Source organism: Streptomyces sp. CB02261, from assembly GCF_001905665.1.
Taxonomy (GTDB): Bacteria; Actinomycetota; Actinomycetes; order Streptomycetales; family Streptomycetaceae; genus Streptomyces.
Map to the genome: position 1 here is coordinate 260,804 of NZ_LIVX01000006.1, position 24,959 is coordinate 285,762.

Annotated in this window: 18 protein-coding genes; 5 read left to right on the plus strand and 13 right to left on the minus strand. The window is 74.2% G+C overall.

The features are described from left to right. Positions 1 to 26: 26 nt before the first annotated feature. The gene (locus AMK29_RS21475; protein WP_073815335.1) at positions 27 to 539 is read right to left on the minus strand and encodes a DinB family protein; all 513 of its coding nucleotides are present in this window, start codon (positions 537 to 539) and stop codon (positions 27 to 29) included. Between the two features lie 293 nt (positions 540 to 832). Between AMK29_RS21475 and AMK29_RS21480 the strand changes: the two genes are divergently transcribed. After that, entirely contained in the window at positions 833 to 2,032 is a 1,200-nt protein-coding gene (locus tag AMK29_RS21480) for a S8 family peptidase (protein ID WP_073815337.1), read from the plus strand. A gap of 322 nt (positions 2,033 to 2,354) precedes the next feature. Here the strand turns inward: AMK29_RS21480 and AMK29_RS21485 are convergent, their stop codons facing one another. Together AMK29_RS21485 and bdeA are read right to left on the minus strand one after the other, a co-directional pair. Beyond that, entirely contained in the window at positions 2,355 to 4,928 is a 2,574-nt protein-coding gene (locus tag AMK29_RS21485) for a helix-turn-helix transcriptional regulator (protein WP_073815837.1), read from the minus strand. 127 nt (positions 4,929 to 5,055) lie between these two features. Continuing rightward, positions 5,056 to 5,934 carry a bis(hydroxyethyl) terephthalate hydrolase gene (bdeA, locus tag AMK29_RS21490; protein WP_073815339.1) on the minus strand — a complete coding sequence of 293 codons (879 nt, stop codon included), beginning with the start codon at positions 5,932 to 5,934 and terminating at the stop codon, positions 5,056 to 5,058. Positions 5,935 to 6,322: 388 nt separating this feature from the next. On the opposite strand from bdeA, the gene thpR reads away from it, so the two are divergent. Then, on the plus strand, positions 6,323 to 6,946 hold the full coding sequence (thpR, locus tag AMK29_RS21495; protein WP_073815342.1) for an RNA 2',3'-cyclic phosphodiesterase: 624 nt from the start codon (positions 6,323 to 6,325) through the stop codon (positions 6,944 to 6,946). An 87-nt stretch (positions 6,947 to 7,033) separates the two neighbouring features. Further along, a complete protein-coding gene (gene bla / locus AMK29_RS21500) occupies positions 7,034 to 7,960 on the plus strand; it encodes a class A beta-lactamase (RefSeq protein ID WP_073815345.1) in 927 nt (308 codons plus the stop codon). 394 nt (positions 7,961 to 8,354) lie between these two features. Here the strand turns inward: bla and AMK29_RS21505 are convergent, their stop codons facing one another. Together AMK29_RS21505 and AMK29_RS37815 are read right to left on the minus strand one after the other, a co-directional pair. Beyond that, on the minus strand, positions 8,355 to 9,185 hold the full coding sequence (locus tag AMK29_RS21505) for an ABC transporter permease (protein WP_073815348.1): 831 nt from the start codon (positions 9,183 to 9,185) through the stop codon (positions 8,355 to 8,357). Positions 9,186 to 9,422: 237 nt separating this feature from the next. Beyond that, on the minus strand, positions 9,423 to 9,695 hold the full coding sequence (locus tag AMK29_RS37815; protein ID WP_338012739.1) for a hypothetical protein: 273 nt from the start codon (positions 9,693 to 9,695) through the stop codon (positions 9,423 to 9,425). A 68-nt stretch (positions 9,696 to 9,763) separates the two neighbouring features. Here AMK29_RS37815 and AMK29_RS21515 point away from each other — a divergent pair, with 68 nt between their 5' ends. Beyond that, positions 9,764 to 11,074 carry a hypothetical protein gene (locus AMK29_RS21515; RefSeq protein WP_241845611.1) on the plus strand — a complete coding sequence of 437 codons (1,311 nt, stop codon included), beginning with the start codon at positions 9,764 to 9,766 and terminating at the stop codon, positions 11,072 to 11,074. Between the two features lie 207 nt (positions 11,075 to 11,281). Further along, the gene (locus tag AMK29_RS21520; protein ID WP_107422671.1) at positions 11,282 to 12,553 is read left to right on the plus strand and encodes a phytase; all 1,272 of its coding nucleotides are present in this window, start codon (positions 11,282 to 11,284) and stop codon (positions 12,551 to 12,553) included. A 68-nt stretch (positions 12,554 to 12,621) separates the two neighbouring features. Here AMK29_RS21520 and AMK29_RS21525 read toward each other — a convergent pair whose 3' ends face one another. The 8 genes from AMK29_RS21525 to AMK29_RS21560 all read right to left on the minus strand — a co-directional run bounded on the left by AMK29_RS21525 (position 12,622) and on the right by AMK29_RS21560 (position 24,954). Then, entirely contained in the window at positions 12,622 to 15,543 is a 2,922-nt protein-coding gene (locus tag AMK29_RS21525) for a DUF5682 family protein (RefSeq protein WP_073815358.1), read from the minus strand. Further along, a complete protein-coding gene (locus AMK29_RS21530; RefSeq protein WP_073815360.1) occupies positions 15,540 to 16,661 on the minus strand; it encodes an ATP-binding protein in 1,122 nt (373 codons plus the stop codon). Before AMK29_RS21530 ends, AMK29_RS21525 begins: the two co-directional genes overlap by 4 nt. 12 nt (positions 16,662 to 16,673) lie before the next feature. Further along, positions 16,674 to 18,158 (minus strand): VWA domain-containing protein, encoded by a 1,485-nt coding sequence (locus tag AMK29_RS21535; RefSeq protein WP_079197027.1) that lies wholly within the window; start codon positions 18,156 to 18,158, stop codon positions 16,674 to 16,676. Continuing rightward, complete coding sequence (locus AMK29_RS21540; protein ID WP_198942303.1) at positions 18,155 to 19,558, minus strand: hypothetical protein; 1,404 nt, start codon at positions 19,556 to 19,558, stop codon at positions 18,155 to 18,157. Before AMK29_RS21540 ends, AMK29_RS21535 begins: the two co-directional genes overlap by 4 nt. Next, a complete protein-coding gene (locus tag AMK29_RS21545; protein ID WP_073815365.1) occupies positions 19,558 to 20,061 on the minus strand; it encodes a hypothetical protein in 504 nt (167 codons plus the stop codon). Before AMK29_RS21545 ends, AMK29_RS21540 begins: the two co-directional genes overlap by 1 nt. Before the next feature lie 224 nt (positions 20,062 to 20,285). Continuing rightward, positions 20,286 to 22,073: an ABC transporter ATP-binding protein gene (locus AMK29_RS21550; protein ID WP_107422660.1), complete on the minus strand. Its 1,788-nt coding sequence runs from the start codon at positions 22,071 to 22,073 to the stop codon at positions 20,286 to 20,288. After that, on the minus strand, positions 22,070 to 23,809 hold the full coding sequence (locus tag AMK29_RS21555; protein WP_073815368.1) for an ABC transporter ATP-binding protein/permease: 1,740 nt from the start codon (positions 23,807 to 23,809) through the stop codon (positions 22,070 to 22,072). Before AMK29_RS21555 ends, AMK29_RS21550 begins: the two co-directional genes overlap by 4 nt. Continuing rightward, complete coding sequence (locus AMK29_RS21560; RefSeq protein WP_079197059.1) at positions 23,806 to 24,954, minus strand: hypothetical protein; 1,149 nt, start codon at positions 24,952 to 24,954, stop codon at positions 23,806 to 23,808. Before AMK29_RS21560 ends, AMK29_RS21555 begins: the two co-directional genes overlap by 4 nt. Positions 24,955 to 24,959 lie beyond the last annotated feature (5 nt).

The window sequence follows — 24,959 nt, forward strand, 5'->3', positions numbered from 1 at the left end:
TCGGGCCTGCCCCGTCGACGGGTCGGCTACTGCCCCACCCGGCCGTCGACGCACTCCCGCAGCAGGTCCGCGTGCCCGCAGTGCCGTGCGTACTCCTCGATCCGGTGGACCCACAGCTCGCGGACGGCGGTGCCGTCCTGGATCACCCGGGCGCCCAGGTCCGTGCACGCCTCCAGTGCCGCGTCGGTCGCGGCCTGTTCGCGTGCGAGGTCGGCGAACGCGCCCTCGACGACCGCCTGCTCCGCCACGGCTCCCTCGAAGTCGCCGTCCGCGTCCCCGTACAGCTTCGGTTCCGGGTCTCCCGGCAGGATCCAGCCGCGCCAGTCCCGCTCCACCTCGGCGAGATGGCGGACCAGTCCGAGCAGGGACATCGTCGACGGCGGCACCGACCTGCGGGCCAGCTGCTCCGGGTCCAGCCCCTCGCACTTCATCAGCAGGGTCAGCCGGTAGCCGCCGAGGAAGTCCTGGAACGTCGCCAACTCCCCGTCCGGGCCGGGTCCGTCACTGTGGCGGGGATCCGTGTCGGGGTCCGCCCACATGTCGGGGTAGACGCTGGCCTGGGTCCACCGCTCGGGTGCTCCGCTCTCCGTACTCACGGTGCCGAGGATGCGGCGCGGCGGCCTCGGCGCACAAATGATTAATCGTGCCCTTTTCAAGGAGGAGTCCGCGAGAACGCGTGTGCGGCGTGGAGGCGATGCGGAGAGACCATTAAGAAACCTTGTTGAAAAAGCCCGAACCCCGGTTTCGCTCTTGATTTGCTCCTGCCAACCCGCACAGGGTTCTCTCGAACGTTTGACGCCCCACACGTCAACACGAGGAGAGAACCCCTTTCATGGCAACTCACAAGCGATCCCACGGTCTTCGTCACGCGGCCATAGCCACAGGTGTGGCCGGTGCCGTCACCGCGGCACTGCTCGCGGGCAACATCGCGGGGGCGGCCGCCCCCGCCGAAGGGACCGTGCACGGACTCGGCGCCCCGGGCGCCGTGGCCGGCAGTTTCGTCGTCATCCTCGACGCATCCGCGAACAAGGCGGAGCTCGCGAAGAAGTACGGCGGCACCCTCGAACGCGCCTACGGCTCCGAGGTCAACGGCTTCTCGGCGTCCGGCCTCACCGTCGACGAGGCCAAGCGTCTGGCGGCCGACCCCTCCGTGGGGACGGTCGTGCAGAACAAGCGCTTCAGCATCAACGCGACACAGGAGAACCCCCCGTCCTGGGGCCTGGACCGGATCGACCAGGCCGACACCGCCGCTGACAAGAAGTACGCCTACCCCGACAACGGCGGGGAGGGCGTGACCGCGTACGTCATCGACACCGGCGTGCGCGTCTCGCACCAGGACTTCGGCGGCCGGGCGACCCACGGCTTCGACGCCGTGGACAACGACGACACCGCGGACGACGGCAACGGCCACGGCACCCACGTCGCGGGCACCATCGCCGGCACGTCCCACGGCGTCGCCAAGAAGTCCAAGGTCGTGGCCGTGCGCGTCCTCGACGACAACGGCTCCGGCACGACCGAGCAGGTCGTGGCGGGCATCGACTGGGTGACGCAGAACCACTCCGGGCCCTCGGTCGCGAACATGAGCCTCGGCGGTGGCGCCGACGAGGCGCTCGACGCGGCGGTCAAGCGGGCCATCGCCTCCGGCGTGACCTTCGCCGTGGCGGCGGGCAACGAGTCCTCCGACGCCGGGCAGGGCTCGCCGTCCCGGGTGACGGAGGCGCTGACCGTGGCCTCCAGCACCAAGGACGACCAGCAGTCGGACTTCTCGAACTTCGGCGCCGTGGTCGACCTGTACGCCCCGGGATCGGAGATCACCTCGGCCTGGAACGACAGCGACACCGGTACGAAGACGATCTCCGGCACGTCGATGGCCGCGCCGCACGTGGCGGGCGCCGCCGTCCTGTACCTGGCGGCCAACCCGTCGGCGACCCCCGCCGACACCGCCGCCGCGCTGACCGGGGCGGCCACGGCCGACGCGATCAAGAACCCCTCCTCCGGCACCGCGAACAAGCTGCTGAAGGTGACGCCGTAGCCCCGTCGCTCCCCACCTCGCACCACCGACCGGCATGACGGCGTTGCCGTGAGCCGGACGGAAGGCGGCCCCTCCGCACCACGGAGGGGCCGCCTTCTCCGCTGCCGGTGGACGCGGCGGCCCGACGCTCCCCGGCCGCCGCACCGCGCCCGGCTCCTCGACCGCGACGAGACGCTCCTGGCCGCGGCCGGTCTGACGCGGCCCCTCGGCGCACCCGTGAGTGCTCTGCTCGCCCGGCGTCACCGTCCGTTTCGGCGGCCCGCCGCGGCTGCCGCGGACCGCACCGGTCCCACGCCCCCGGGACGACGGCGGCTGAGTCTCCTCACCCGCCCGTCGGGCGGGCGTCCCACCGGCCGATCACGCCGGGGAGTTCGACCCGGGACCGGATGCCCAGTCTGGCGAAGACGCTCCGGAGGTGGTGGTCCACCGTCCGGGGGCTGAGGGTGAGGCGGTCGGCGACCTCCCGGTTGGTGGCGCCTCCGGCGACGAGGCGGGCGATGCGCTGCTGCTGGGGCGTCAGCCGTCCCAGCGCCGCCGGGTCCGTGACCCCGCCGGTGGTGCCGCCGGTGGCGCGGAGCTCGGAGCGGGCGTGCTCGGCCCAGCCCTCCGCCGCGGCCCGCTCGAAGGTGACCAGGGCGTCGCTCAGCGGACCGCGGGCGTCGCCGGGCCGGCGGCGGCGCCTCAGCCAGGTGCCGTAGGCGAGGAGCGTACGGGCGCGTTCGAAGTCGTTGCCGCAGCTGTCGTGGCGGCGGACCGCCTCACCGAACCAGTACGCCGGCTCCTCGCCCGGCGCGAGCAGCGCCCGGCAGCGCGCCAGTTGGGCCGGAGCCGTGCGGTCGATGCCCTGGACGGCCCAGATCGCGTACTCCTCCGCCGCTTCCCGTGCCTCCGCGCGCCGGCCGGACGCCACGGCCGCCTCCACGAAACAGGGCACGACCAGCATCCGCAGCGCGAAGTGGCCGCTCCGCGGACCCTGCCGGACGAGAGGGAGGAGCCGCGCGGTCGCCTGGGCCGCGAGCCCCTGCCCGAACTCGGCCCGGGCGAGCGCCCATTCGGCGAGGGTCGCGGCCTGGACGAGACCGTGCGGCCGCGCGGTGTCCAGGGCCAGTCCCGCGTGCTCCGTCACGGTCCGCGCGTCGCCCGCCACCGAGGCCACGAGGGCCAGGACGGCGTGCTGGTGGGCGGCGACATTGCGCTGCCCGGTCTGCTCGGCAGCCCGCAGTCCCTCGTGCGCGGTGCGCGCGGCCCTGCTGTAGCGGCCCGCCCGGAGTTCGGCGTAGGCGAGGTGTTCCAGGGCCCGGGGCACCAGGGCGGTCCGGTGCTCGGCGCGGGCGCGGGCGAGCGCACGGGCGTGGACCCGGGCCGCCGCCACGGTGTCGCCGAGCACGAGCGCGGCGGAGCCCGCCCGCAGGAGCAGGCGCGGGTCGTCCTCGGCGCCGTCGCGCGCGACGACCCGGGCCAGGGCGGAGCGGGCCTGGTCGAGGCGGATGTCGAGGGCGGCGCGCAGCCCTTCGACGAAGTCGCGTTCCGTGCCCCGGGCGGCCTTCCCCGGGTCGAGGGCGACCAGGCACGCGGAGACGTCGCCGCCGGCCCAGGCGGCCTCCATCGCGAGGAACCGGGCGTCGGACGCCTCGGCCGGCTCCCGGTCCCCGAGCAGCTCCGCCGCCTGCAGCAACGCCTCGTGGGCGTCCATGACCGGGCCGCCCGCGAGCGCCGCGAGACCGCGGACGAGCTGCGAGCGGCCGCGGACCACGGGAGCGAGGGCGCGTACGGCGGGGGGCGGGCCGAGCCGGTCGGCGCGGTGTCCCTCGCCGCGGGCGAGCGTCGGGTCCGCCGGGGCCGCGGGAGGGGCCTGGATGATGCCGGTGGGTGCGGAGGCGAGCGCCGCCCGGCCGAGGAACGGGTCCTCGAAGCGGAGCGCGTCGCCCCTGCGACGCAGCAGTCCGCCCGCGACCAGGCCGTCCAGGGGTTCGACGGACGTGCGGGTGGCCCGTGCGGTGGCGAGGACCGCGCCGAGACCGACCTCGTACGCCTGGGGCGGCTGGTCCGGCTCACCGGGCCCGGGGAGTTCCGGCGGTTCGCCGGCGCCGGTGCGGCCGGTCAGGGCGACCACCGCGAGGAGGCGTCGGGAGTCCGCGGGAAGGCTGTCCACGAGACCGCCGTACACCTCGGCGAGGACGGCGCCGTCGACGAGGGGCCGGGACGGGCCGGTGGCTCCGGTCACGGGGGCGGACGCGAGGTGCCGTACCGCCGCGGCGAGGACACCGGGGTGCCCGGCGGTCTCGTCGAGCAGCCGCTCCACGAGCCGGTCGGGCGGCGGCGGCGCGCAGAGGTCGTCCAGGAGGGCACGTGCGCCGGCTCTGGTGAGCCGCCCCAGCCGTACGGTCTCCGCGTCCGGCACCTCGGGGAGGCAGTGGTGGCGTGCCGCCGACACGAGCCAGACCGTGCCGCCCGAGCGGCTCGCGGGCTCCCGCCAGGCGGTGGTGAGCGCGGCACGCGAGTGGGCGTCCCACAGGTGCAGGTCGTCGAGGCAGATCAGGGCGGGGCGGCCGGAGGTGAGGCCGGCGACGGCCGCGGCGAGGCCGTCCTCGCCCCGTGCGAGCCGCAGGGCGCGGCGCCCGGCGGGCGGGTGCGGCGCGAGGGCGGAGCACAGGGACCGCACCCCGCTCCAGGGTCCCCGGTGCGGGGGTGCGGCAACGCTGTGGGCGGTGCCGGGGAAGTCGTGGGCGGCCCGTGCGAGCAGCGCCGTGCGCCCTTCGCCGGGGTCGCCGGTGACGAAGAGGACGCCGGTCGTTCCGCTGCCGGCCCGGGTCGAGAGCCGGGCCACCGCGGCGAGTTCGGCCGTACGGTCGTACAGCCGTGGGCCGGGGGCGGCGGCTTGAGTCGCTCCGCTCACGGCCGGCACGTTACCGACCCGTAGGTATCGGGGGAAGGCTCCCGGGCCCGGGCGTGGGCAGGGGCCCAGGCCCGGGAGCCGTGTCCTGTGACGGCGCACAGAGCGTCCGGACGCCGGCCGTCGGTCGTCAGGAACCGAGCGGGCAGGTGCCCCGGTACTCCTCGATCGTCAGGCTCGGCCGCGGCAGCGGGCAGAGGAACTGGTCGTAGCGGGTGTCGTTGTCGATGAAGCGCTTGAGCCAGGAGATGCTGTACTTCGCGATCGTCGTGTTCGACGTGTTCGGGGTGAAGTGCGTGGCGCTGTTCAGCTCCAGGTACGCCTTGTCGAGCGAGCCGGGCAGGCTCTCGTAGAACGGCTCCGAGTGGGTGGCGACGGGGGCGACCGTGTCGCCGTCCGCGCCGATGACCAGGGTGGGCGTGCTGATCTCGGGCCAGGTCTTGTCCGTGTTCCACCCGGTCAGGGGGATCGCGGCCTTCAGCGAGGGCCGGCTCTTGGCGGCTTCGAGGGAACCGCCGCCGCCCATGGAGTGACCCATCACGCCGAGGCGGGACGTGTCGATCCTGCCCCGGACGGAGCTGCGCTGGGTCAGGTGGTCGAGCGCGGCCAGGAGCTGACGCCCGCGGCTGTCGGGCTGGTCGAGGGTGGTGAGGGTGTCGATGGTGAACACCACGAAGCCCTGCGAGGCGAGGCGCGGTCCCAGCCAGGCGATCGACGACTGGTAGGCGGTGAAGCCCGGCGAGATCACCACCGCGCCGAACGTCCCGTCGCTCGTGGAGGTGGGGTAGTAGATGGTGCCGCCGCCGAAGCCGCTGGCGACGAGGGAGGAGACGCTGGTCTCGGAGACGGCGTACGGGCCGCGCAGTGCCTCGATGCTCGACTGGCTGGGCGCGGGGCCGCGCTCGTACGGGTTGGCGGCCGCGGCCCCGGCGGAGCTGACGCCCGGGGTGACGAGCAGGGTGAGGCAGGCTGCGGTGGCGGTGGCGGCTGCGGCGATGTGTCGTTTCACGACGGAGTCGTCCTCTCGTGTCGTGTGACGGCCGTCCTCCGGCGGGACCGGGGACGGCGTCCTGGACTGGCCCGGTCACTGTCGACGCGGCACGACGCGGCGGCATCGGCAGAACCACCGGTCTCACGTCGGGGGCGGTCCGGTCGGGCCCACGTCGCGCGCCGCCGGGCCCGGTACCGCGGGTCGGGGGCCGTCAGGGCCGGTCCCCCGTGGGTGCCGTCGCGCCCGGCCTCCCGCCGGGGGCCGTCGGGCCCCCTCGGCGAGCACGGCGTACCCTCGCCTCGGTACGGCGGCGGTCGCGCGACAGCGGTGGAGCCGGCGAGGGACATCGGGTCCGGTGCGACGCGGATCGCGGAACGTCGGACGCAGGGCGAGCGGGGAACGGACGATGACGCAGGTGCGCGGGCAGGGGACGGGGCCCGGCGGGGACGAGCAGGAGCAGGACCGGGCGGCGACCGTGCGCGTGTTCATCGCCCTCGCGCCGCCCGACGAGGCGAAGGACGAACTGGCGCGGGAGCTGGGCGCCGCCTACGACGCGTACCCGCGGCTGCGGTGGAACCGCATCGAGGACTGGCACATCACCCTGGCGTTCCTCGGCGAGCTCCCCGCCGCGACCGTGCCGCTCCTGCGTCCGCCGCTCGCGGACCTCGCGGCCTCGCGCGGGCCGGTCGAACTGGCGCTGCGGGGCGGCGGGCACTTCGACGGGCGGGTGCTGTGGAGCGGGATCGACGGAGACCTGGCAGGGCTGCACCGGCTCGCCGACGGCGTCCGCACGGTGGTCGCGGAGTGCGGTGTCCCGCTCGAGGACCGGCCGCTGCGCCCCCATCTGACGCTGGCCCGCGCCCGCCGCGACGATCCGTCGAGCGTGGTGGACATCGCCTCCGGTCTGGCCGGCTTCACCGGCCGTGGCTGGCGGGCCGAGCGCCTCCACCTGGTCGGCAGCAACTTCGGCCGGGGCCCCGGGCCGATCCGGTACCGCGACATCGAGGCCTGGCCCTTCGACGGGCGCTGACGTGCTCCCGGTCGGTACGGGTCGCAACCGGTAGGAGCCCCTGGCACGTGTTCCCCTGTGCAGTGATCGCCACGGAAGGGAATCACGTTGTCCGTCTCAGGTCTCACCCCGTCCCGCCGCACCGCTCTCGCCCTCGGCGCCGGTGCCGCGCTCGCCTCCACCTCGGCGCTCGTCGGGCCGGCTCACGCCTCCTCCGGGAGAGGGGCGGGCGGGAAGCGTCTCGTCGGGCGGCTGCGGGAGCTGGAGCGGCGGCACTCCGCCCGGCTCGGCGTGTTCGCCCACGACGTGCGGACGGGGCGCTCGGTGGCGTTCCGCGCCGAGGAGCGCTTCGCGATGTGCTCCGTGTTCAAGACCCTCGCCGTCGCGGCCGTGCTCCGCGACCTCGACCACGACGGCACGTTCCTGGAGCGTCGTATCCGCTACACCGAGGCGTACGTCGAACGGTCGGGGTACTCCCCCAGGACCGAGCTGCCGGAGAACCTCGCCCACGGGATGACCGTCGCCGAGCTGTGCGACGCCACCCTGCGCCACAGCGACAACACCGCGGCGAACCTGCTGCTGCGCGAGCTGGGCGGTCCGACCTCGGTCACCCGGTTCGCCCGGTCGGTCGGTGACCTTACGACGCGGCTGGACCGCTGGGAGCCCGAGCTGAACTCGGCGGAGCCCTGGCGGAGGACCGACACCACGACGCCCCGCGCCATCGGCCTGACCTATGGGCGGCTGCTGCTCGGCGACGCGCTTCCGCGCGAGGACCGGAATCGGCTGACCGGCTGGATGCTCGCCAACACCACGAGCGGCGAGCGGTTCCGCAAGGGGCTTCCGGCGGACTGGCTCCTCGCCGACAAGACCGGCGGTGGCCGGTACGGCGGCAACAACGACGCGGGTGTCACCTGGCCGCCGGACGGCGGCCCGATCGTGCTCGTCGTGATGACGACGCGGTTCGAGGAGGACGCCCCGCCCGTCGACGCGCTGGTGGCCGACGCGGCCGCCCTCGTCGCCTCTGAACTGCGCTGACGAGGGCCGCGGAAACTGCTCGAATAAATCGCTTGAGCGTCGTCCGCGCCTTTCCTAGGCTGTGGGCACACGCTGAAAGGAGGTGATCCGAGAACATGGTTTCTTTTCGGATTCGTGAGGTGACTGCGGGCTAACGGCCTGCCGTCGCACTCTGTGCACCTCGGCAGGCCACCTGCCGAAAACCACGCAGTCACCCGACCCGTGGGCCGCCGGTAATCCGGCCGGCTCCCGTCCGAACTCGAGCGGACGGGACCAAGGCCCACGGGTCGTCCGCGTTCCCGGCCACGGACACCGGGCAGCAAGCACCGAGCACCGGCCACGGACACCGGGCACGGGCCCCGGCTCACCGACTCCGCCAACGCCCGGTCGCCGATCCTGGGCCGCGCCGCGGTCATCAGGCCAGGCTCAGCGCGCCCGTCCTCCTCGCCCGGGCCTCGCCCACCCGGAGGATCAGCGACGCCGCCACGAGCAGCAGCGCGCTCAGCGCTCCCAGTCCGAGCAGCGTCGGGGCGAGTTCGCCGGCCGTGCGGTGTTCGAGCAGGGCCCCCCGGACCGCGAGCAGACTCCCGGTGAGCGGGAAGACCGCTCCGACCACCTGGACCACGGTCGGCAGGGCGAAGTGCGGGAGCCGGACGCCGGAGACGAACCAGAGCGGCTCGTCGAGGATCGTGTAGAGGAACGCCGAGTCCCGGGAGAACACACGCAGGCTGTTGAGGAACGCTCCCCACGCGACCGCCGGCACCAGCAGGGCCAGGAGGACGATCCCGTACATCCACCAGGCCGCGACGGACGGCGTCCCGAAGCCGGTGAGGGCGGCGACGGTGAAGCAGGTGAGCAGCCAGGCGTTCTGGAGGAGCGCCCCCGCCCCGTTCGCGATCATCAGGGTGAGGCGGCCCGCCGGGGAGAGGAAGAGCAGCTCCAGGGTGCCGGTGGTGCGCTCGAAGGAGAGGTGCCAGGCGCTCTGGACGAGGGAGAAGAAGAAGGCGTATGCGAGGGTGCCGGTGGCCAGGAAGGCGAGGAGGCGCTCGGGGTCGGCGGCGAGCGGCCAGTTCTCGGCGGCTCCGGAGGCCGTGGCGACGGGTCGGATCGTGTAGTAGGTGGTGGCCAGTTGGAGGACCGGCCGGACCGGCATCGAGAAGACGACGAGCGGCTGGCCGAAGAGCCGCCGGTGCTGCTTGAGCGTTTCCGCGGCGAAGACCCGCAGGGCGTGGCGGAGGTGGTTCACCGGGCGGCGCCCCTGGCTCCGGAGGCCGGCACGAGTGCCGCCTCGCCGGTCTCGGCGAGGGCCAGGATGGCGGTGGTCGGTGCCGGCGGGTCCATCGGCGGCCTGGAGATCGCCGAGGCCAACCTCGAGGACGCGGTCGGTCGGGTCGGTGACGGTGAGGCGGATGGTGCGGTGGCTGCCGGTCGCGGCCTTCCGCCACCAGCGGGCCGGCCATGTCGTCGGGATGGCGCAGGGTGATCACCTCTCCGCCGTCGGGGAGGGTCTCGCGGACGGCTCCGAAGGTGTCGGCGACGGCGCGGGTGCTTCGGCGGTGCTGCCCTGGGCGAGGTGGCGGCCGGCGGACATGACGTACACATGGCCGCAGAGTTCTTCCACCTCGGCCAGGTAGTGCGAGGTCAGCAGCACTCCGGTGCCGTCGTGGGCGGCCAGGTCGGCGACGACGCGCCGCAGGTCGCGGGCGATCGGAGTGACGGCCGCTCCGGAGGAGAGAGGAAACAATCTTGCGTTCACGTCACCGTCATGGTCCGATGTCCTGTCTTTCTCATGATCATCACAACGGGGGCAGAATGACCAGAGGTATGGACCGGCGTTCCGTCATGCGCGGACTGGCCACGGCCGGAGCCGGCGTGACGGTGGGGGCCGTCGCGATGGGGGGCGGCACGGCGTACGCGGCGGGTTCCGGGGACGACCCGTACAGCGTCGACGTCATCAGCAAGGGCGCCGACCCGACCGGCGCCACTCCCAGCGACGCCGCTTTCCGCGCGGCCGCCGCCGAGGTGCTGGCCTCCTTCCAGCCCGGCCCCATCTCGGGAGCGATCCCGAAGAAGGTCCTGGTCATCCCGCCCGGCACCTATCTCCTGACCCAGCCGGACTCGCTGCTGCCGAACGTCAACGGCGAGGGCAACGGCGGCATCGTCGACGGCGTGTCGATCACCGGCTACGGCAAGCGGCTGTCCCGGATCGTCTACTCCCCGACGGCCGACGACACCACGCTGTGGACGAACCACCAGCGCTACAAGAACATCCGGATCTCCGGTCTCACCTTCACGAGCACCAATGCCACGTCGAGCTTCAACTACGCGTACTCCTCGGCCGACTACGGCGTCCAGGACACCTGGTACACGGACGTCGAGTGGCGCGGCAGCTGGAAGCGCGGCATCGGTCTGGACGGCCCGGCCACGACGTCCAACCTGAACAGCGAGATGGGCTGGGACCACTGCCAGGTCGGCGGCTCCTACTCCGACGCGTTCCTCGTCATGGGGATGACCCCGGCGGCGACGCAGCAGGACCAGTTCCTCAACTACTGGTTCCGCGATTGCAAGGTGGAGTACCAGTCGGGTGTGTTCGTGAAGAACAACCGGGGCGGCTCGATGAACTTCATCGGCGGCTCCTACATCCTCACCGACGCCGCGTCGAACGGTACGTTCTTCCAGCTCACCGCCGACGCGACCACCCGCGCCGACTCGGTGACGCGGCTCTATGCCCAGGGCATCCGCTTCGAGCTGCGCGGCGTCGGCCACAAGGTGATCGACTCCCGCTGGTACAAGGGCAGCATCACCTTCGAGTCCTGCGACGACACCGCCCTCAGCTTCAAGTCCTGGGCGCCGAACGCGGTCACCCACGTGTACGACTTCGACGCGAACGGCGCACGCGGCCCGATGGTGCGTTACGTGGACTGCGGACTCATGGGCTCGCACCAGGTGACGACCGGGTCCACGGCGACCGCGGCGGGCAAGCTGCTGTACGACGGGTGCCGCTTCATCGACATGACGGCCGCCACCGGAGCGAGCGGGTTCCTCCGCTGGACCGGGACGGCCGCACCCCGCTACGAGGTGCGTGACTGCCTCGGCGGCGCCACCTACCTGGCGGACGTGAAGAACCCCGCCTGATCACCGACGGGCACGCCGCGCGGGCCGCGACACGTGTCGCGGCCCACGTGGCGGTTCACCGCCCGTACATCTGGACTTCCGGCCTCCGGCCTCCCGGCGGCGCCGGGCCGACACGGAGGGGCAGCACGCTCACGCAGGACCGACCACCCCCTGCAGTAGGAGAGTTGCGTGACTCGCCCCATCACCGCCAGGTCACTCGTGCTCGTCATGACCACGGCGCTCGCGGCAGCGGCCCTCGCCGTTCCGGCCCAGGCCCATCACCGCTCCTCCGACAGCCCGCTGCCGACCGTGACGCCCCGCGCGGAGACGCCGGTCCTGCACGACGACGAGGCGGGCGGCAACGCCGACGCCGACGACCCGGCCATCTGGCGCAACGCGGCCGCCCCCGGCCGCAGCCTCGTCATCGCGACCGCCAAGGAGGGCGGCCTGCGCGTCTACGACCTGGACGCGCGACCGGTGCAGTCCATAGCCGCGCCGCCCGCCGCCGGCGAGGACGACGCCCCGGGCCGGTTCAACAACGTGGACCTCGTCCAGGGACTGCGGCTCTCCTCGGGCCGGGCCGACCTGGCCGTCACCAGCGACCGGGGCAACGACCGGCTGCGGTTCTACCGCATCGACCGTGACCGCGCCGGCGGCCCCCTGACCGACGTCACCGACCCGGCCGCGCCCCCCGTGTTCTCCCGGGACCAGGCCGAGATCAACGACCAGCGGACCGCGTACGGTCTCGCCACCTGGACGGACCCCGCGTCCGGGAAGTCCTTCGCCCTCGTCAGCCGTCGGGAGCGCACCAGCATCGCGCTGCTCGAACTGCTCCCGGCCGCCGGCGGCAAGGTCACGTACCGCAAGGTCCGCAGCCTGGACCTGCCCTCCTCGTTCCGGCTGCCCGACGGCACCTCGTGGTCCCCCTGCGGCGAGCCCGGTGAACTGCCGCAGGTCGAGGGCATGGTCGTCGACCCCGCCGACGGCACCCTCTACGCAGGCCAGGAGGACATCGGCATCTGGCGCCTGCGCGCCGACCTCACCGGCACGCCGAAGCTCATCGACACCGTCCGTGAGTACGGCGTCCCCGGGGTCTACGACGAGGAGACCGAGGAGTGCGCGCCGGGCGCCGACCCCGGCTTCGGCGGCACCAAGGTCTCCGCGGACGTCGAGGGCCTGACCCTGGTCACCGAGTCCGACGGCGACGGCTACCTCCTCGCCTCCAGCCAGGGCGACGACACCTTCGCCGCCTACGACCGGGAGGTCGGGGACGACAACGAGTACGAGGGCGGCTTCCGGGTCGCTCCCGCGCACAGCGCCCTGGACGGCTCCGAGGAGTGCGACGGCGCCGCCGCCCTGAACGCCCCCCTCGGCGCGAAGTACCCGAACGGGCTCCTCGTCGTGCAGGACGGACACGACGCCCCCGGGGACGGCGACCGTCCGGCGACCAACTTCAAGTTCGTCGACCTCGGCACCGTCCTGGACGCCCTCGACGACTGACGGTCCCCTCCCGACCGGCCTTCCCGGGCCGGCCGCCGAGGCCTGCGGGCCCGGCGGCCGGCCCGGTGTCACGGGGCCGTGAGGAGCGCCGCCGCCGCGTGGGCCGTCGCCGGGTGCCGGGCGGTCAGGGCCGGGGAGCCGGCCTCCGCCGCGGCCGGGGCCCAAGGGTCGCCGCCGCCCAGGAGTTCCGCCAGCGCGTCGCTCGTGGCCCGGTGGGCGAAGAGCAGCGCCGCACCCGCCGGTCCGGTGGCCCGCCCCTCCGCCGGTGCCCAGGGGTCCGCGCGGCCCAGGAGCCGCGCCAGGGCGTCGCACGTCTCCGGGTGCGCCGGGAGCAGCGCCGCACCGCGCGGCCCTGCGGCCTGCCGGACGGGCTGCAGCTCCGGTGCGGCGCGCCACGGCGGGACCCAGGTGTCCAGGGCCGCGAGGCGTGCCGGGAAGACGCGGCCCGCCTCCCGGATCAGCAGCGGGGCCAGCTCCGCGGCGTTCGACCGCAGGGTGGTGATGAGGCTCGGCAACCACGGCAGCAGGACGGCGTCCGGCAGCCGCCCGAAGGCGTTCGACACCGCTTCCACCACCACGTCCGCGAGCCCCGGCACCGGTTCCAGCGCGTGCACGAAGCCGCTGAGGTAGCGCGGATAGGAGGGCACCACCAGGGGGTTGGCGAGGAGTTCGTCGCAGCGTGCGCGCAGCTCACCCCGGGACAGGGTGCCGAGCTGCACCTGGGCGGCCCACAGCAGCGCCGTCTTCGCCGGGTCCCCCGGGTGCGACTGCGCCACCGCCAGTTCCAGCTGCGTCCGGTCGCAGCCCAGTGACAGGGCCAGGCTCTCCATGCTGAACAGGAAGCCCAGCATCGCCGCCACCTGCCCCACGGTCGCGTCCTCGTCGCGGAACGCCGTGGGCAGCAGCGTGCAGTAGTGGGCGTACCCGGTCCTGACGAAGGACTCGATCCACGGCGGCAGCACCGGCTCGCTGGTGCGGTAGTACGCGAGGAGGCCGCGGACCCGGCGCAGCACCTCCGGGGCCCCGTCCACGGTGCGCTCGCCCGACAGGACGTCGAGGGCGCGGGTGCCGAGCTCGTCGGCGAGGCGCCTGCCGCCGAGGTACAGCGTCGCGTCCTCGACCGCCGCGAGCACCTCGGCCGTCGTGGCCCGGTCGCCGTAGGCGGTGCGGCGCAGGCGCTGCTCGAGTACCTGCTCCAGGCTCACGCCCTCGTAGCCGAGCTCGATCAGTGCCCGTTGGTGGGTGCCGAGCGACAGGTCCCATGATTCCTGGATCGACCGCTCGCCGAGCCGCCGCTCCCCCATCACCGTGCGAGCGGCGCCGGGCGGAAGCAGGCGGCGCAGCATCCACAGGACGTCCGAGCAGGCCCGCAGCTCAGGCCGGGAGGCCATGTCGAGGAGGGCTCGGCGGACGCCGCGCTGCTGGAGGTTCAGTGCGAGCGGTGCCAGCCGGTCGTGCACGTCGCGGGCGAGCGGGGGCAGGGCTTCGTAGCCGACCTGGCCGATCCGGTCGCCGCCCATCATGATCTCGACGAGCCGGCGGACGTCCCGGCGGCCGGGGACGGTGTCCTTCTCGATGCAGGTGACCGCCGCGTCCTGGAAGTCGTACGGCGTCGGCTTGGCCCGGTCCCGCATAGCGGCGAGCAGGATCGACGTCTCGAAGACGGCGATCGCGTCGGCGGTGGAGGCGAGGTAGCCGCTGCGGCGGGCGGCGCGGACGATGTCCACGGACCAGCCGAGGAGTTCGGCCTCGTCGAGCGTGTGGAGGGCGGGGGGCTGCCGGAGGAAGCCGGTGAGCCTGTCCTCCGTGGGCACGGGCGCGGGCGCGGCGGCCGTCGGCGCCGTCCTCGCCGGGCGCGGCTTCTTCGTGCCGGCCTGCCCCGCCAGCCGGTACGGCTCGGTCCGGGTGCGCCTGAGGTTCTTCGCCCATTCCGTCGCGGCGATGGACACGGAGCCCGGGGCGAGGCCGAACTGCGCCTCGATCGCCGTGTGGCTCGACGGGATCAGTCCGTACTGCCAGGTCGTGGCGGTCCGGGGGGAGATGACGAAGTCCCCGGTGCCGTGCACGCCGAACTCCTCGACGCGGCTGGCCGCGTGGAAGGCGCCGCACACGTAGAGGCAGTCCGCCGGGTCGGTGCCGGTGGCGGCCAGGTGCTCGCGCATCCGGGTCCACATGTAGCGCTCGCGGTCCTCGTCGACGCGCACCCGCTCGCCCCGGCCCGGGGCGAGGCGGCGGAACAGGCTGCCGATGAGGAACATGACCTGGCGGTAGGTGTCGTGGTCGCTGTCGCCGAGCGGGACCTCGACGTACTGGTGCCACCACTCCGACCAGTGCCGCACCTTGCCGTGGCGCAGCAGGTGCTCCTCCAGTTCGGCGAATCGCGGCCGCAGGTCGCCGATCTCGACCCCGACGGCCTCGCCGTGCAGCGTGTCGGCGTCCCCGGCGGCGCGCTCGGTCTGCTCGTGCCGGGTGTCCCACTGGAAGACGTGGTCGGAGGAGCGGTCCACGAGGACCAGCTCGACGCCGGGTGTGTCGAGGGCGTAGGCGATGGCCTGGTATTCGGCGGAGGCCTCGGTGACGGGTGCGACGACGGACAGCGGGGCCCAGTCGGGCGGGAAGCCGTCGATCTCGCTCGCGAAGGCCTGCACTGCGACGGGCAGCCGGCAGTTGCGCAGCTCGGTGAGGAGCGGCGTCATGTCCTCGCAGAGTTCCAGGTAGACGACCTTGGGCTGCTTCTCCCGCAGCCGGCGGGCCATGGCGAGGGCGGAGGCCGGCGAGTGGTGGCAGACGGGGAAGATCTCCAGGGGTTCGCCGACGGCGCGGTCGACGTCGTCGACCATGCCGAGGAGGATGTCTTCCAGGGCGTCCTGACCGCCCGCGAACTCGGCCGCCGCGTCGTGGAGTTGCCCGCGCAGCGCGGCGAAGGTGGCTCCCGTCGCCTCGGACGAGGGGGGTGCGGGGGCGGCCTGGGTCTCGGGGGCGCCGGTCATGACAGCTTGGCGATCGCGTCGCGGCCGCCCTCCAGGAACTCGGGCCAGGAGCCGCCCTCCTCCTTGCCGCGCGGCTCGACGACGCCGTGCAGGTACTTGTTGAGGATGGCCAGGTCCTCGGGCTCGCGGCGGGCGAGCGTGCCGATCAGCGAGGAGGCGAGGGCGCGGGCGGTCAGGGTGCGCTCGCCGAAGAAGTCGCTGTGCAGGACGGCGTCCTCCAGTACGCCGATCTGCTCGGCGGTGGAGAGGGCCGACTCCAGCTTCTCGTCGTCGCTGCCGGCCGCTGCGGCGGAGGCCCGCAGGTCTGCGAAGCTCTGGAGGAGGACGTCGAGGAGGGTGGGCGGCACGTCCAGCTCGATGGCGTGCCGGCGCAGCAGCTCCTCGGTGCGGAAGCGGACGATCTCCGCCTCGCTCTTCTTGTTCGTGACGACGGGGATGCGGACGAAGTTGAACCGGCGCTTGAGCGCCGAGGACAGGTCGTTGACTCCGCGGTCGCGGCTGTTGGCGGTGGCGATGACCGAGAAGCCGGGCTTGGCGAAGACGATGTTCTCGCCGTCGGCGCTGTCGAGTTCGGGGACGGAGATGTACTTCTCGGAGAGGATCGAGATGAGCGCGTCCTGGACGTCGCTGGTGGAGCGGGTGAGCTCCTCGAAGCGGCCGATGGTGCCGGTCTCCATGGCGGTCATGATCGGTGACGGGATCATCGACTCGCGGGACTGTCCCTTGGCGATGACCATGGACACGTTCCAGGAGTACTTGATGTGGTCCTCGGTGGTGCCGGCGGTGCCCTGGACCACCTGGGTGGAGTTGCGGCTGATCGCGGCCGAGAGGAGCTCGGCGAGCCAGCTCTTGCCGGTGCCGGGGTCACCGATGAGGAGCAGCCCGCGGTCGGAGGCGAGGGTGACGATGGAGCGCTCGACGAAGCTGCGGTCGCCGAACCACTTCTGCGACACCTCCCGGTCCAGGCCGTCGGCGCGCTCGGAGCCGAGGACGAACAGGCGGACCATCTTCGGGGAGAGGCGCCAGGAGAAGGGCTTGGGGTTGTCGTCGATCGACTCGAGCCAGTCGAGCTCCTCGGCGTACTTGATCTCGGCGGGGGCGCGGAGCAGGTCGGACATGAGGAGGGCCTTTCAGGTGAGGAAGGTCTTGAGTTCGTGCACGAGCTTGTCGATGTGGCCGGAGATCACCGGGGTGCCGAGCGCCTTGAACCGCTCCCGGAACCAGGGGTTGACCTCCTGCCGTCCGGAGCTGGTCACCGAGCCGACGGGGATGAAGCGGACTCCGGACCGGTGGACGGCCTCGATGCCCTCGAACAGGGGCTGCGACCGGGAGAACTCGTAGAAGTCGGAGATCCACACCATCGCCGTGTTCTTGGGTTCGGCGATCTTCGGCCGGGCCATGGCCATCGCGACCGGTCCGTCGTTGCCACCGCCGAGGTTGGTGCGCAGGAGGACGTCGAACGGGTCGTGCACCCAGGGGGTGAGGTCGATGGCCCGGGTGTCGTACGCGATGAGGTGGACGTCGACCTTCGGCAGCCCGGCGAAGATCGAGGCGAGGATGGTGCAGTTGACCATCGAGTCGACCATGGAGCCGGACTGGTCCACGACGACGATGAGCCGCTGGGGTGTGGTCCGGCGGGTGGTGTGCCGGTAGTAGAGGCGGTCGACGTAGAGCCGCTCCTCCTCCGGGCTCCAGTTGGTGAGGTTCTTCCAGATGGTGCGGTCGAGGTCGAGGTTGCGGAAGACCCGCTTGGGCGGGACCGAACGGTCGAGCTCCCCCACGGTGGCCTTCTCCACCTGGGTGCGGAGCACCTGGGCGACCTCGTCGACGTAGCGCCGGATGAGGGACTTGGCGTTGGCGAGGGCGATGCCGGACAGGTTGCCCTTGTCGCGCAGCAGTTGCTCGATCAGCGACATGCTGGGGGTGAGCCGGGCCGCGAGCGCGGGGTCGGCCAGCACCTCGCGCAGGTGCATGCGGCGGACGAGTTCGGCCTCGAGGGTGCCGAGTTCGGCCCCCAGACCCCCGGCGAAGGCCGCTCCGCCCTGGCCGCCGCGCAGTCCCCCGGGCGGACGGCCGAGCGCCCGCTCCAGCCAGCCGGCGTCCGACTGCCAGCGGGCCAGCTGACCCGCGGAGACCGTTCCCGATCCGGTGGCGAAGACGTTGAGCAGCAGCTTCGACGCGAGCGCGGCGCGCCGCACCTCCGCCGCCCGGTCGCGTGCGCCGTCCGGCTCGGGCTCCGGTGTCATCAGCCCGTCGAACTCGTCGGCCAGCTCCGGATGCCGCTGCACGACGGACTCGACGGACGCGCCCGGGTCGAGCAGTGCCGACGGCAGTCCGATGTCCTCGACGACGGCGAGGCTCGACGCTTCGAGGGCCGCCTGCTCCTCCGGGTCGAAGAGCCGGGCGAGAAGGCGCCAGTAGAGAACCTGACGCCGGTTGTCGTCGCGGTCGGGGCCGTCCGGGGCGGGGAAGGCGGGCGGGGCGCCGGCCGGGGCGGTGGTCGCGTCGCGGGGCGGGGCGGTGGGCGCGTCACCGGCCGGGGCCGGGGCGGACGGCGTGTCGCCGGCCGGGGCGGTGGGCGTGGCGGCGCGCCGCCGGGGCGTGGTGTCGGTCATGCGCGCAGCAGCTTTCCGGCGCGTTCCCGCAGGACGGTGACGGAGTCCGTGGCCGCCTTCTCCGCCCGTACGCCGAGCTTGTCGGTGGTGCCTCCGGCCCACGCGCCCGCGTGGACGGCGACGGTCTTCTTGCGGACGGTGGTCTCGACGGCGAGCGGCTGGAGGACGAACTCCCCCGCGTCCCAGCGGAGCAGGCCCAGGCACGCGCCGGAGGCGGCGACCGCGTCCGGGGTGAGCGGGCCCGCCGTGGGGACGCGGTCGGTGTCGACGGCCAGCCGGTGCCCGGCGACGGTGAACGTCAGCGTCCCGCCCTCCTCGTGCTCCGCCCCGTACCCCTCCAGGAGCACGGGGACGGCGATCCGTGCGGGGTGGCGGTCCAGGGGGGTGGTCACCGGGTCGGTGGCGGCGGACAGGACGACCCGGGCGGTGGCGAAGGCATCGGCCGGCTCCCCGGGGCGCGCCCGCTCGTCGTCCCAGACGAGGTCGCCCTCGGCGGTGACGGGCATGGCGTCGAGTTCCATGGCGCGGCCCTCACCCGCCGCGCCGAGCAGGGACATCCGCGGCCGCAGGAGCTGCCACAGGCCCGCGCCGACGACGGTGTCGGGCTTGGGCGCGGACACCGCGGCCCGGACGAGGCGGGGCGCCGTCCCGTCGGAGGGTTCGAGTACGGCGTGGACCTGGGCCTGCACGGCGGTCGCGTGCTCCTGGACGTCGACGCCCAGCGGCAGCAGGCGTCCGGTCACGGTGGACGGCGTGGGGGCGGGGGTGGCGCCCGGCAGGGTCAGGAGCAGCGCGCGCGTCCACAGGTCGGCCCAGCGGCGCACCGGGACGCGGTCCAGGGTGGCGCCGGGGCAGGAGGCGGCGAGTTCGGCCGCGAAGCCGTCGAGCAGGGTCGCCTGACGGCGCAGCCGGGTGTCGGGCAGCATCGCGGAGACCACGGGGGCGGCTGCGGCGACCAGGTCGTGGTCGATGCCGTGCCAGCCCGCGCGGGCGAGGTCGCACAGCCAGGCGCGGGCGGCGGCGAGGACGTTCGCTCCGGGGCCGTCGCCGGCGGTGGTGTCGGTGTCCGGGGTGCTCCACTCGGCGCGCGGCCGGCCGGTGACGTCCGCGACGCGGTCCGTGAGGGCGTCGTGCACGGCGCCCATGAGGGCCGTGCGGGCTGCGGCGAGCGCGACGAGGTGGTCCTCGCCGGCGGCGCCGGCCGCGGCCTTGTCGGCCGCCTCGGCGACCAGCGAGGCGAGCGGCGTCCCGGCGACGGCGCCCGCGAGGGCCGCGAGTCCGGCGGCCTGGGCGGGCTGCGGTCGGAGCAGTCCGGCGACGAGCGCCCGGTCGAAGGCGTCGACGGCGCCGAGTGCCTCGTCGAGTCCGTCGACGGGGTCGGTGAGCAGGTCCGTACGCATCAGGCGACCGTCCTCGTCGGCGGGAACCACTGCATCTCGGGCAGCGGCGCGGTGGTCGGCTCCAGTTCGAGGTAGGCGAGGTGCCGGAGGAACCTGCTGAACACCGGGGCGGCCGCCGAGGTGTCGCCCTGCTCGGGGCGGGTGGCGGTCATCACCGAGACGAGCCGCGGGGCGTCGGGCTCTCCTTCGGGAGTGTCGGCCTTCAGGTAGCGGGCGACGCGCTCGGCTCCGTACTGCAGGACCGCCTCGCCGACGAGGGCGCGGATGTGGTTGCAGAAGGTGCCGCGCGCACCGCCGCAGGGGCGGTTGTTGTTGGTGCTGCACGCGAACGCGTAGGTCGCGGTCGCGATCGAGGACACGTACACGCGTCCTGCGTCGGACCCGCTGGACACGACGCCCTGCAGTCGTCCGTCGGCCAGCTCGACGAACGGCACCTTGGCGAGTTTCCGCGGTCGCGCGGGCGGGACCACCCGCGCCGTACTCGACCTCTCCCAGACCGGCAACGTACCTCTCCCATGCACGTCGAAGGGGCGCTCTCGCCGTTGCGGCGGAACAAGATCGAACCTATCCCCGCCCACTGACAACGCCCCTCGGTCGGGAACCGAGGGGCGTTCGCGGGCGGTTCGGGGTGCCGGTGGGCCGGTGGGCCGGTGGGCCGGTGGGCCGGTGGGCCGGTGGGCCGGTGGGCCGGTGGGCCGGTGGGCCGGTGGGCCGGTGGGCCGGTGATTCAGGGGGCCATGTGGGAGAGGCTGCGGTGGAGGGTGCTGTCGGGGCGGCCGGTGAGCTCCTCCCAGGTGCCCTCCTCGGCGATGCGTCCGGCTTCGAGGACGGCGATGCGGTCGGCCCGCCGGATCGTGGCGCGGCGGTGGGCGATGACGATCGTCGTACGGCCTTCCTGGCGGAGCGCGGCGGCGAGCCGGGCGTCGCTCGCGTTGTCCAGGTGGGCGGTGGACTCGTCCAGGATGAGGACGCGCGGTTCGGCCAGGAGGGCGCGGGCGAGGGCGATGCGGGCCCTCTGGCCGCCGGAGAGGGTGGAGCCGCGCTCGCCGACCGGGGTGCTCAGCGGGGCGATCCGGTCGACTCCGCACAGGCGGGCCGTCTCGGCGAGGAGGTCGTCGTCGGCGTCGGGGGCGGTGAGCCGCAGGTTCTCGGCGAGGGTGCCGTGGAAGAGGGGTGTCTCCTGTCCCACGAGGGCGACGGCGCGGCGGAGTTCGGCGTCGTCCACCTCGCGGAGGTCGAGGGGGTCCCCTTCGGCGGGGATCAGCTGGACCTGGCCCGCGGAGGGGTCCCAGAAGCGGGCCAGGAGGTGGGCGCAGGTCGACTTGCCGGCGCCCGAGGCGCCGACCAGGGCGAGCGTCTGACCCGCGCCGACGGTCAGCTCGACGCCGTCGAGGACGGGACCGCCGCCGTAGTCGAACCTCACCCGGTGCAGCCGGACGCCCAGCGGGCCGGGGGGAAGCGGGCGGGGTGCGGTGGGCGGCGGGGCGAGCGCGGGAGCCTTGACGGCCGCGCCGACGCGGGCGGCGGCGGCGCGCAGGGACACGGCCTGGCTCAGCGACCGGGCCGACTCCGCGACGGGGCCGAGGACGGCCAGGGCGAGCGCCGTCGCCGCCGGAGCCCACGCGCCGTGCAGCCGTCCCGCCGCCGTGGACTGCGCCGCCGCGGCCACCACTCCGAGAACCGCGACAACGATCAGGAGGTCGCGGACGGCGGCGGTGACGGCCTCCCACGTGGCCTCGGCGCGCTGGGCGTCACCCACCTGCCGTCCGCGCTCGGCCAGTCGGCGCCGGCGTGTGGCGAGGGTGCCGAAGGCGAGCAGCTCGCGCAGTCCGTCGACGACCTCCACCGTGTCGGCCGACAGCGTGGCGACGGCGGTCCGGGTCCGGCCGCCGCGTACCGCACGTCCGCGCGCGTCGGCGAAGGGAGCCACGGCGAGCAGGGCCGCGACCGGCAGCACGGCCGCGAGCAGCCACGGGTCGAGCGTGGCGAGGACCGCCGCACCGCCGGTGAAGACCGTCCCGGCCGCCAGGAGCTGGGCGGTGGTGTGGGCGTAGAAGAACTCCAGTGCCTCCACGTCGGCCTGGGCCGTGGCGGCGAGGTCGCCGCTGCGCCGGCCGGCGACGCGGGCGGGTGCGCTGCGCGCGAGGCCGTCGAAGACGCGTACCCGCAGGGCGGCGAGGACCCGGTAGGCCAGGTCGTGGGAGAGGTCCATCTCGCGCCAGGTCGTCAGCGCTCGTACGACGACGAGGGCGACGAGGGCGGTGACGGCGCCGGACGTCGGGGCCGTTGCCTCGATGACGGCGGTGCCCACGGTGTGCGCGGCCAGTGTGACGAGCGCGACGAGGGAGCCCTGTTCGAGCAGGGCGGCGGCGCAGGTGCGGACCGTCATGGCGCGGTGCTCGGCGAGGGCGGGAAGGAGGGCGCGCAACGCGCCGCGTTCGGGCACGGCGGCTTCGGTCGTGGCGGTGTCGTTTGCGGTGGCGGTGTCGACAGCGGTGCCGGTGGTGGTGCTCATGCGGCGAGTTCTCCTGGGTCGGTACGGCCGGCCTCGACGAGGTGCGCGTAGACGCCGCCGGCCGCGACCAGGCCGGCATGGTCGCCGACGGCGTCGACCCGCCCCGCGTCGAGGACGACGATGTGGTCGGCGTGCCGGACGGCGGCGAGCCGGTGGGCGATCACCAGGACGGTGCGGTCGCCGGTGGCGTTCAGCAGTTCGCGGACGATGTCCGCCTCGCGGCGTTCGTCGACCGCGCTCGTCGCCTCGTCCAGGACGAGCACCGGGGCGTCCGCCAGGAGGGCCCGGGCGAGCGCGACCCGCTGTCGCTGGCCGCCGGAGAGGGTGGCGCCGCGCTCGCCGAGGACGGTTGCGTAGCCCTCGGGGAGGGCGGTGATCTCGTCGTGGACACCGGCGGCGCGCGCCGCCGCCGTCAGCTCGTCGTCCCCGGCGTCCGGCCGGGCCGTCCGAAGGTTGTCGGCGATGGTGGCGTGGAAGAGGTACGTGTCCTGCGACACCACGGCGATACCCCGCCGCAGCGAGTCGAGGGAGTATCGGGTGGTGCCGCGCCCGTCGAGGGTGATCCGGCCGGCGTCGGGGTCGTGGTGGCGCAGCAGCAGGGCGAGAAGGGTGGACTTGCCCGCGCCGGACGGGCCGACGATCGCGGTGGTGCGTCCCGCCGGTGCGGTGAAGGAGACGTCGCGGACCGTCGGACACGAGGCGCCTTCGTAGGTGAACGAGACGTTCTCGTAGCGGAGTTCGGGCGGGGTCGACCAGTGCGCCGAGTCCTGTCCGGTGTCGCGGACCGCGGGTTCGGCGGTACGCAGTGCCGCGATGCCGTCCGCGGCCGAGACGCCCAGGTATCCGGCGTGCCACTCGCGTGCGAGGTCGCGGACGGGCCGGAAGCACTCCGAGGCGAGGAGCAGGACGAGGTAGGTGCCGGTCGCCGTGGTGGATCCGCTGACGGCCGACCAGCAGGCGAGGAGCGCGGCCGCGGCGGTGCCTCCCTGGATGGCGAGGTCGGTGATGCTGGTGTCGACCAGGGAGACGCGCAGCTTCGCGACGGTCGCCCGGTGCAGGGCCGCCGAGCGCTCCTCCAGGCGCTCGCGGGTGCGGCCGACCGCACCGGCGGCGCGCAGGGCGGGCATGCCCTGGAGGGCTTCCAGGTAGTCGGCGCCCAGTCCTTCGTAGGTGTCCCAGTGATCCTTGCCCCGGGCGGCGAGCAGACGGTCCCAGGCGCGGGGGCCGCACAGGGCGAGCAGCAGGGCGGGGACGAGGCCGAGGAGCACGACCGGTTCCACCACGGCGAGGGCGGCGAGCACCAGGGGTGGCACGGACAGGGTGATCAGGAGCTGGGGCAGGTAGCGCGACACGTAGGCGTCGACACCCTCGACCCCGTCGACGACGGTGGTGCGTACGGCTCCGGCTCGTGCCGTGGTCAGGTGGGCGCTCCCCAACCGGCCCAGGTGGGCGAGGAGTTCGTCTCGCAGGGCCACCCTGACCTCGGCCCCGGCGCGAGTGGCGACGCGTCGCTGCCAGGTGCCGAGTCCCGCGCGGGCGGCGACGGCGGTGAGGACCGCGGTGAGCAGCCAGGGGAGGTGCCCCGTGGTGCCGCGGGCCAGGTCGGCGAGCGCGAGGGCGAGCAGGGCGGCCTGTGCCAGGTGGGTGAGGGTGACGGCCGCTTGCAGGAGGGTGGCGGTGAGCAGGGGGCGCCGTGCGCGTCGGGCGGCGCGGCGCAGTTCGGGGTGGACGATCATGCGGTGTTCTCCTCTGCGGCGTGGAGGGTGCCGAGGGCCAGTCCGTGGACGATCCAGTCCTGGCCGGGTGTGGCGCCGAGCGCGGCGCCGAGGTCCGCCTGCTGCCAGGAGCCCACGGGCCGGGCGGCGAGGCCGTGGCGGAGTGCCGTGAGGTGGGCGAGGTGAACGGCGAATCCGGCCCTCAGGTGGGCGCGGCGGATGTGGGACGCGTCGGCGTCCGAGGGGCAGCCGCGGGCGAGCAGGACGGCGCCCGCGTCCGCGATCCAGGCCTGACCCGCCGCCCAGGCCGCGAGGGTGGGGCGGGCCTCGCCCGCGGCGGACCGGCGCGGTGTCGTGGTGTCGGGGGCCGGTTCCATCAGGCCTGGCCGTGGGGGGCCGACGGCGGCGCACCACCGCAGGTCGCCGCCGCCGGCCTGCGCGGCGGTGGTGAGGACCGCCCGCAGGGCGTACGCGTCCGGGGTGCCCGGCATCGGTGGCGGGGTGCTCCGGCGGGCCAGAAGTTCCTCGGGCGTGAACACGCTCGTGGACAGCCGGGGGCGCCGGGAGCCGGCGGCGGCCAGGGGGATGCGGACGGCGGCGAGGGTGCTCTCGGAGCGCCCGTCCAGGTGGGGCTCGGGCTCTTCCACGCCCAGGGAGCGGGCGGCGAGGAAGAGCGCGGCGGCGGCGTGTCCGGTGTCGAGGAGCAGGAGGGGCCAGGCGCGGTGACCGTAGTGGGAGGCCGTGCGCCGTGCGGTGACGGAGAGTTCGGCGGTCGCACCCGGTGGCGTGCCGTCGGGTTGCCGGCCGAGGTGGTGGACACGGTGGCGCAGTGGGTCGTAGCCGTAGCGGCCGGGCGGCAGGGAGCAGCCGGCGCCGACGACGAGTTCGGTGTCCACCGGGTGCAGCGCGCCGGCGGAGGGGGTCGGGCGCAGCCGTCCCGTGCCGTCCGCGGCGGCCAGGGAGAGGTGCAGCAGGGCCCGCAGATCGAGCTCGGCCGGGCGGGCTTCCGGGATCGGCAGTGGTCGTCCGGGCCAGGCCGGGACGGTCGGCCCGGCGGGTGTGTCGGGATCGGGTCGCCGCGCGGAGCGTGCGCGCCCGAGAGCGGCGGGGAGGTCCACCGGACAGCCCTTTCCGGTCGCCGGGCGGTCGTGGTCGGGATGTTCCACGGCGG

Bases quoted from the DNA above. Each gene is read 5' to 3' on its own strand.
- AMK29_RS21535 (WP_079197027.1), bottom strand. From the start codon at position 18,158: ATGACCGACACCACGCCCCGGCGGCGCGCCGCCACGCCCACCGCCCCG.
- AMK29_RS21530 (WP_073815360.1), bottom strand. From the start codon at position 16,661: ATGTCCGACCTGCTCCGCGCCCCCGCCGAGATCAAGTACGCCGAGGAG.
- AMK29_RS21540 (WP_198942303.1), bottom strand. From the start codon at position 19,558: ATGCGTACGGACCTGCTCACCGACCCCGTCGACGGACTCGACGAGGCA.
- AMK29_RS21475 (WP_073815335.1), bottom strand. From the start codon at position 539: ATGTGGGCGGACCCCGACACGGATCCCCGCCACAGTGACGGACCCGGC.
- AMK29_RS21555 (WP_073815368.1), bottom strand. From the start codon at position 23,809: ATGATCGTCCACCCCGAACTGCGCCGCGCCGCCCGACGCGCACGGCGC.
- thpR (WP_073815342.1), top strand. From the start codon at position 6,323: ATGACGCAGGTGCGCGGGCAGGGGACGGGGCCCGGCGGGGACGAGCAG.
- AMK29_RS21550 (WP_107422660.1), bottom strand. From the start codon at position 22,073: ATGAGCACCACCACCGGCACCGCTGTCGACACCGCCACCGCAAACGAC.
- AMK29_RS21525 (WP_073815358.1), bottom strand. From the start codon at position 15,543: ATGACCGGCGCCCCCGAGACCCAGGCCGCCCCCGCACCCCCCTCGTCC.
- AMK29_RS21520 (WP_107422671.1), top strand. From the start codon at position 11,282: ATGACCACGGCGCTCGCGGCAGCGGCCCTCGCCGTTCCGGCCCAGGCC.
- AMK29_RS21515 (WP_241845611.1), top strand. From the start codon at position 9,764: ATGGACCGGCGTTCCGTCATGCGCGGACTGGCCACGGCCGGAGCCGGC.
- AMK29_RS21480 (WP_073815337.1), top strand. From the start codon at position 833: ATGGCAACTCACAAGCGATCCCACGGTCTTCGTCACGCGGCCATAGCC.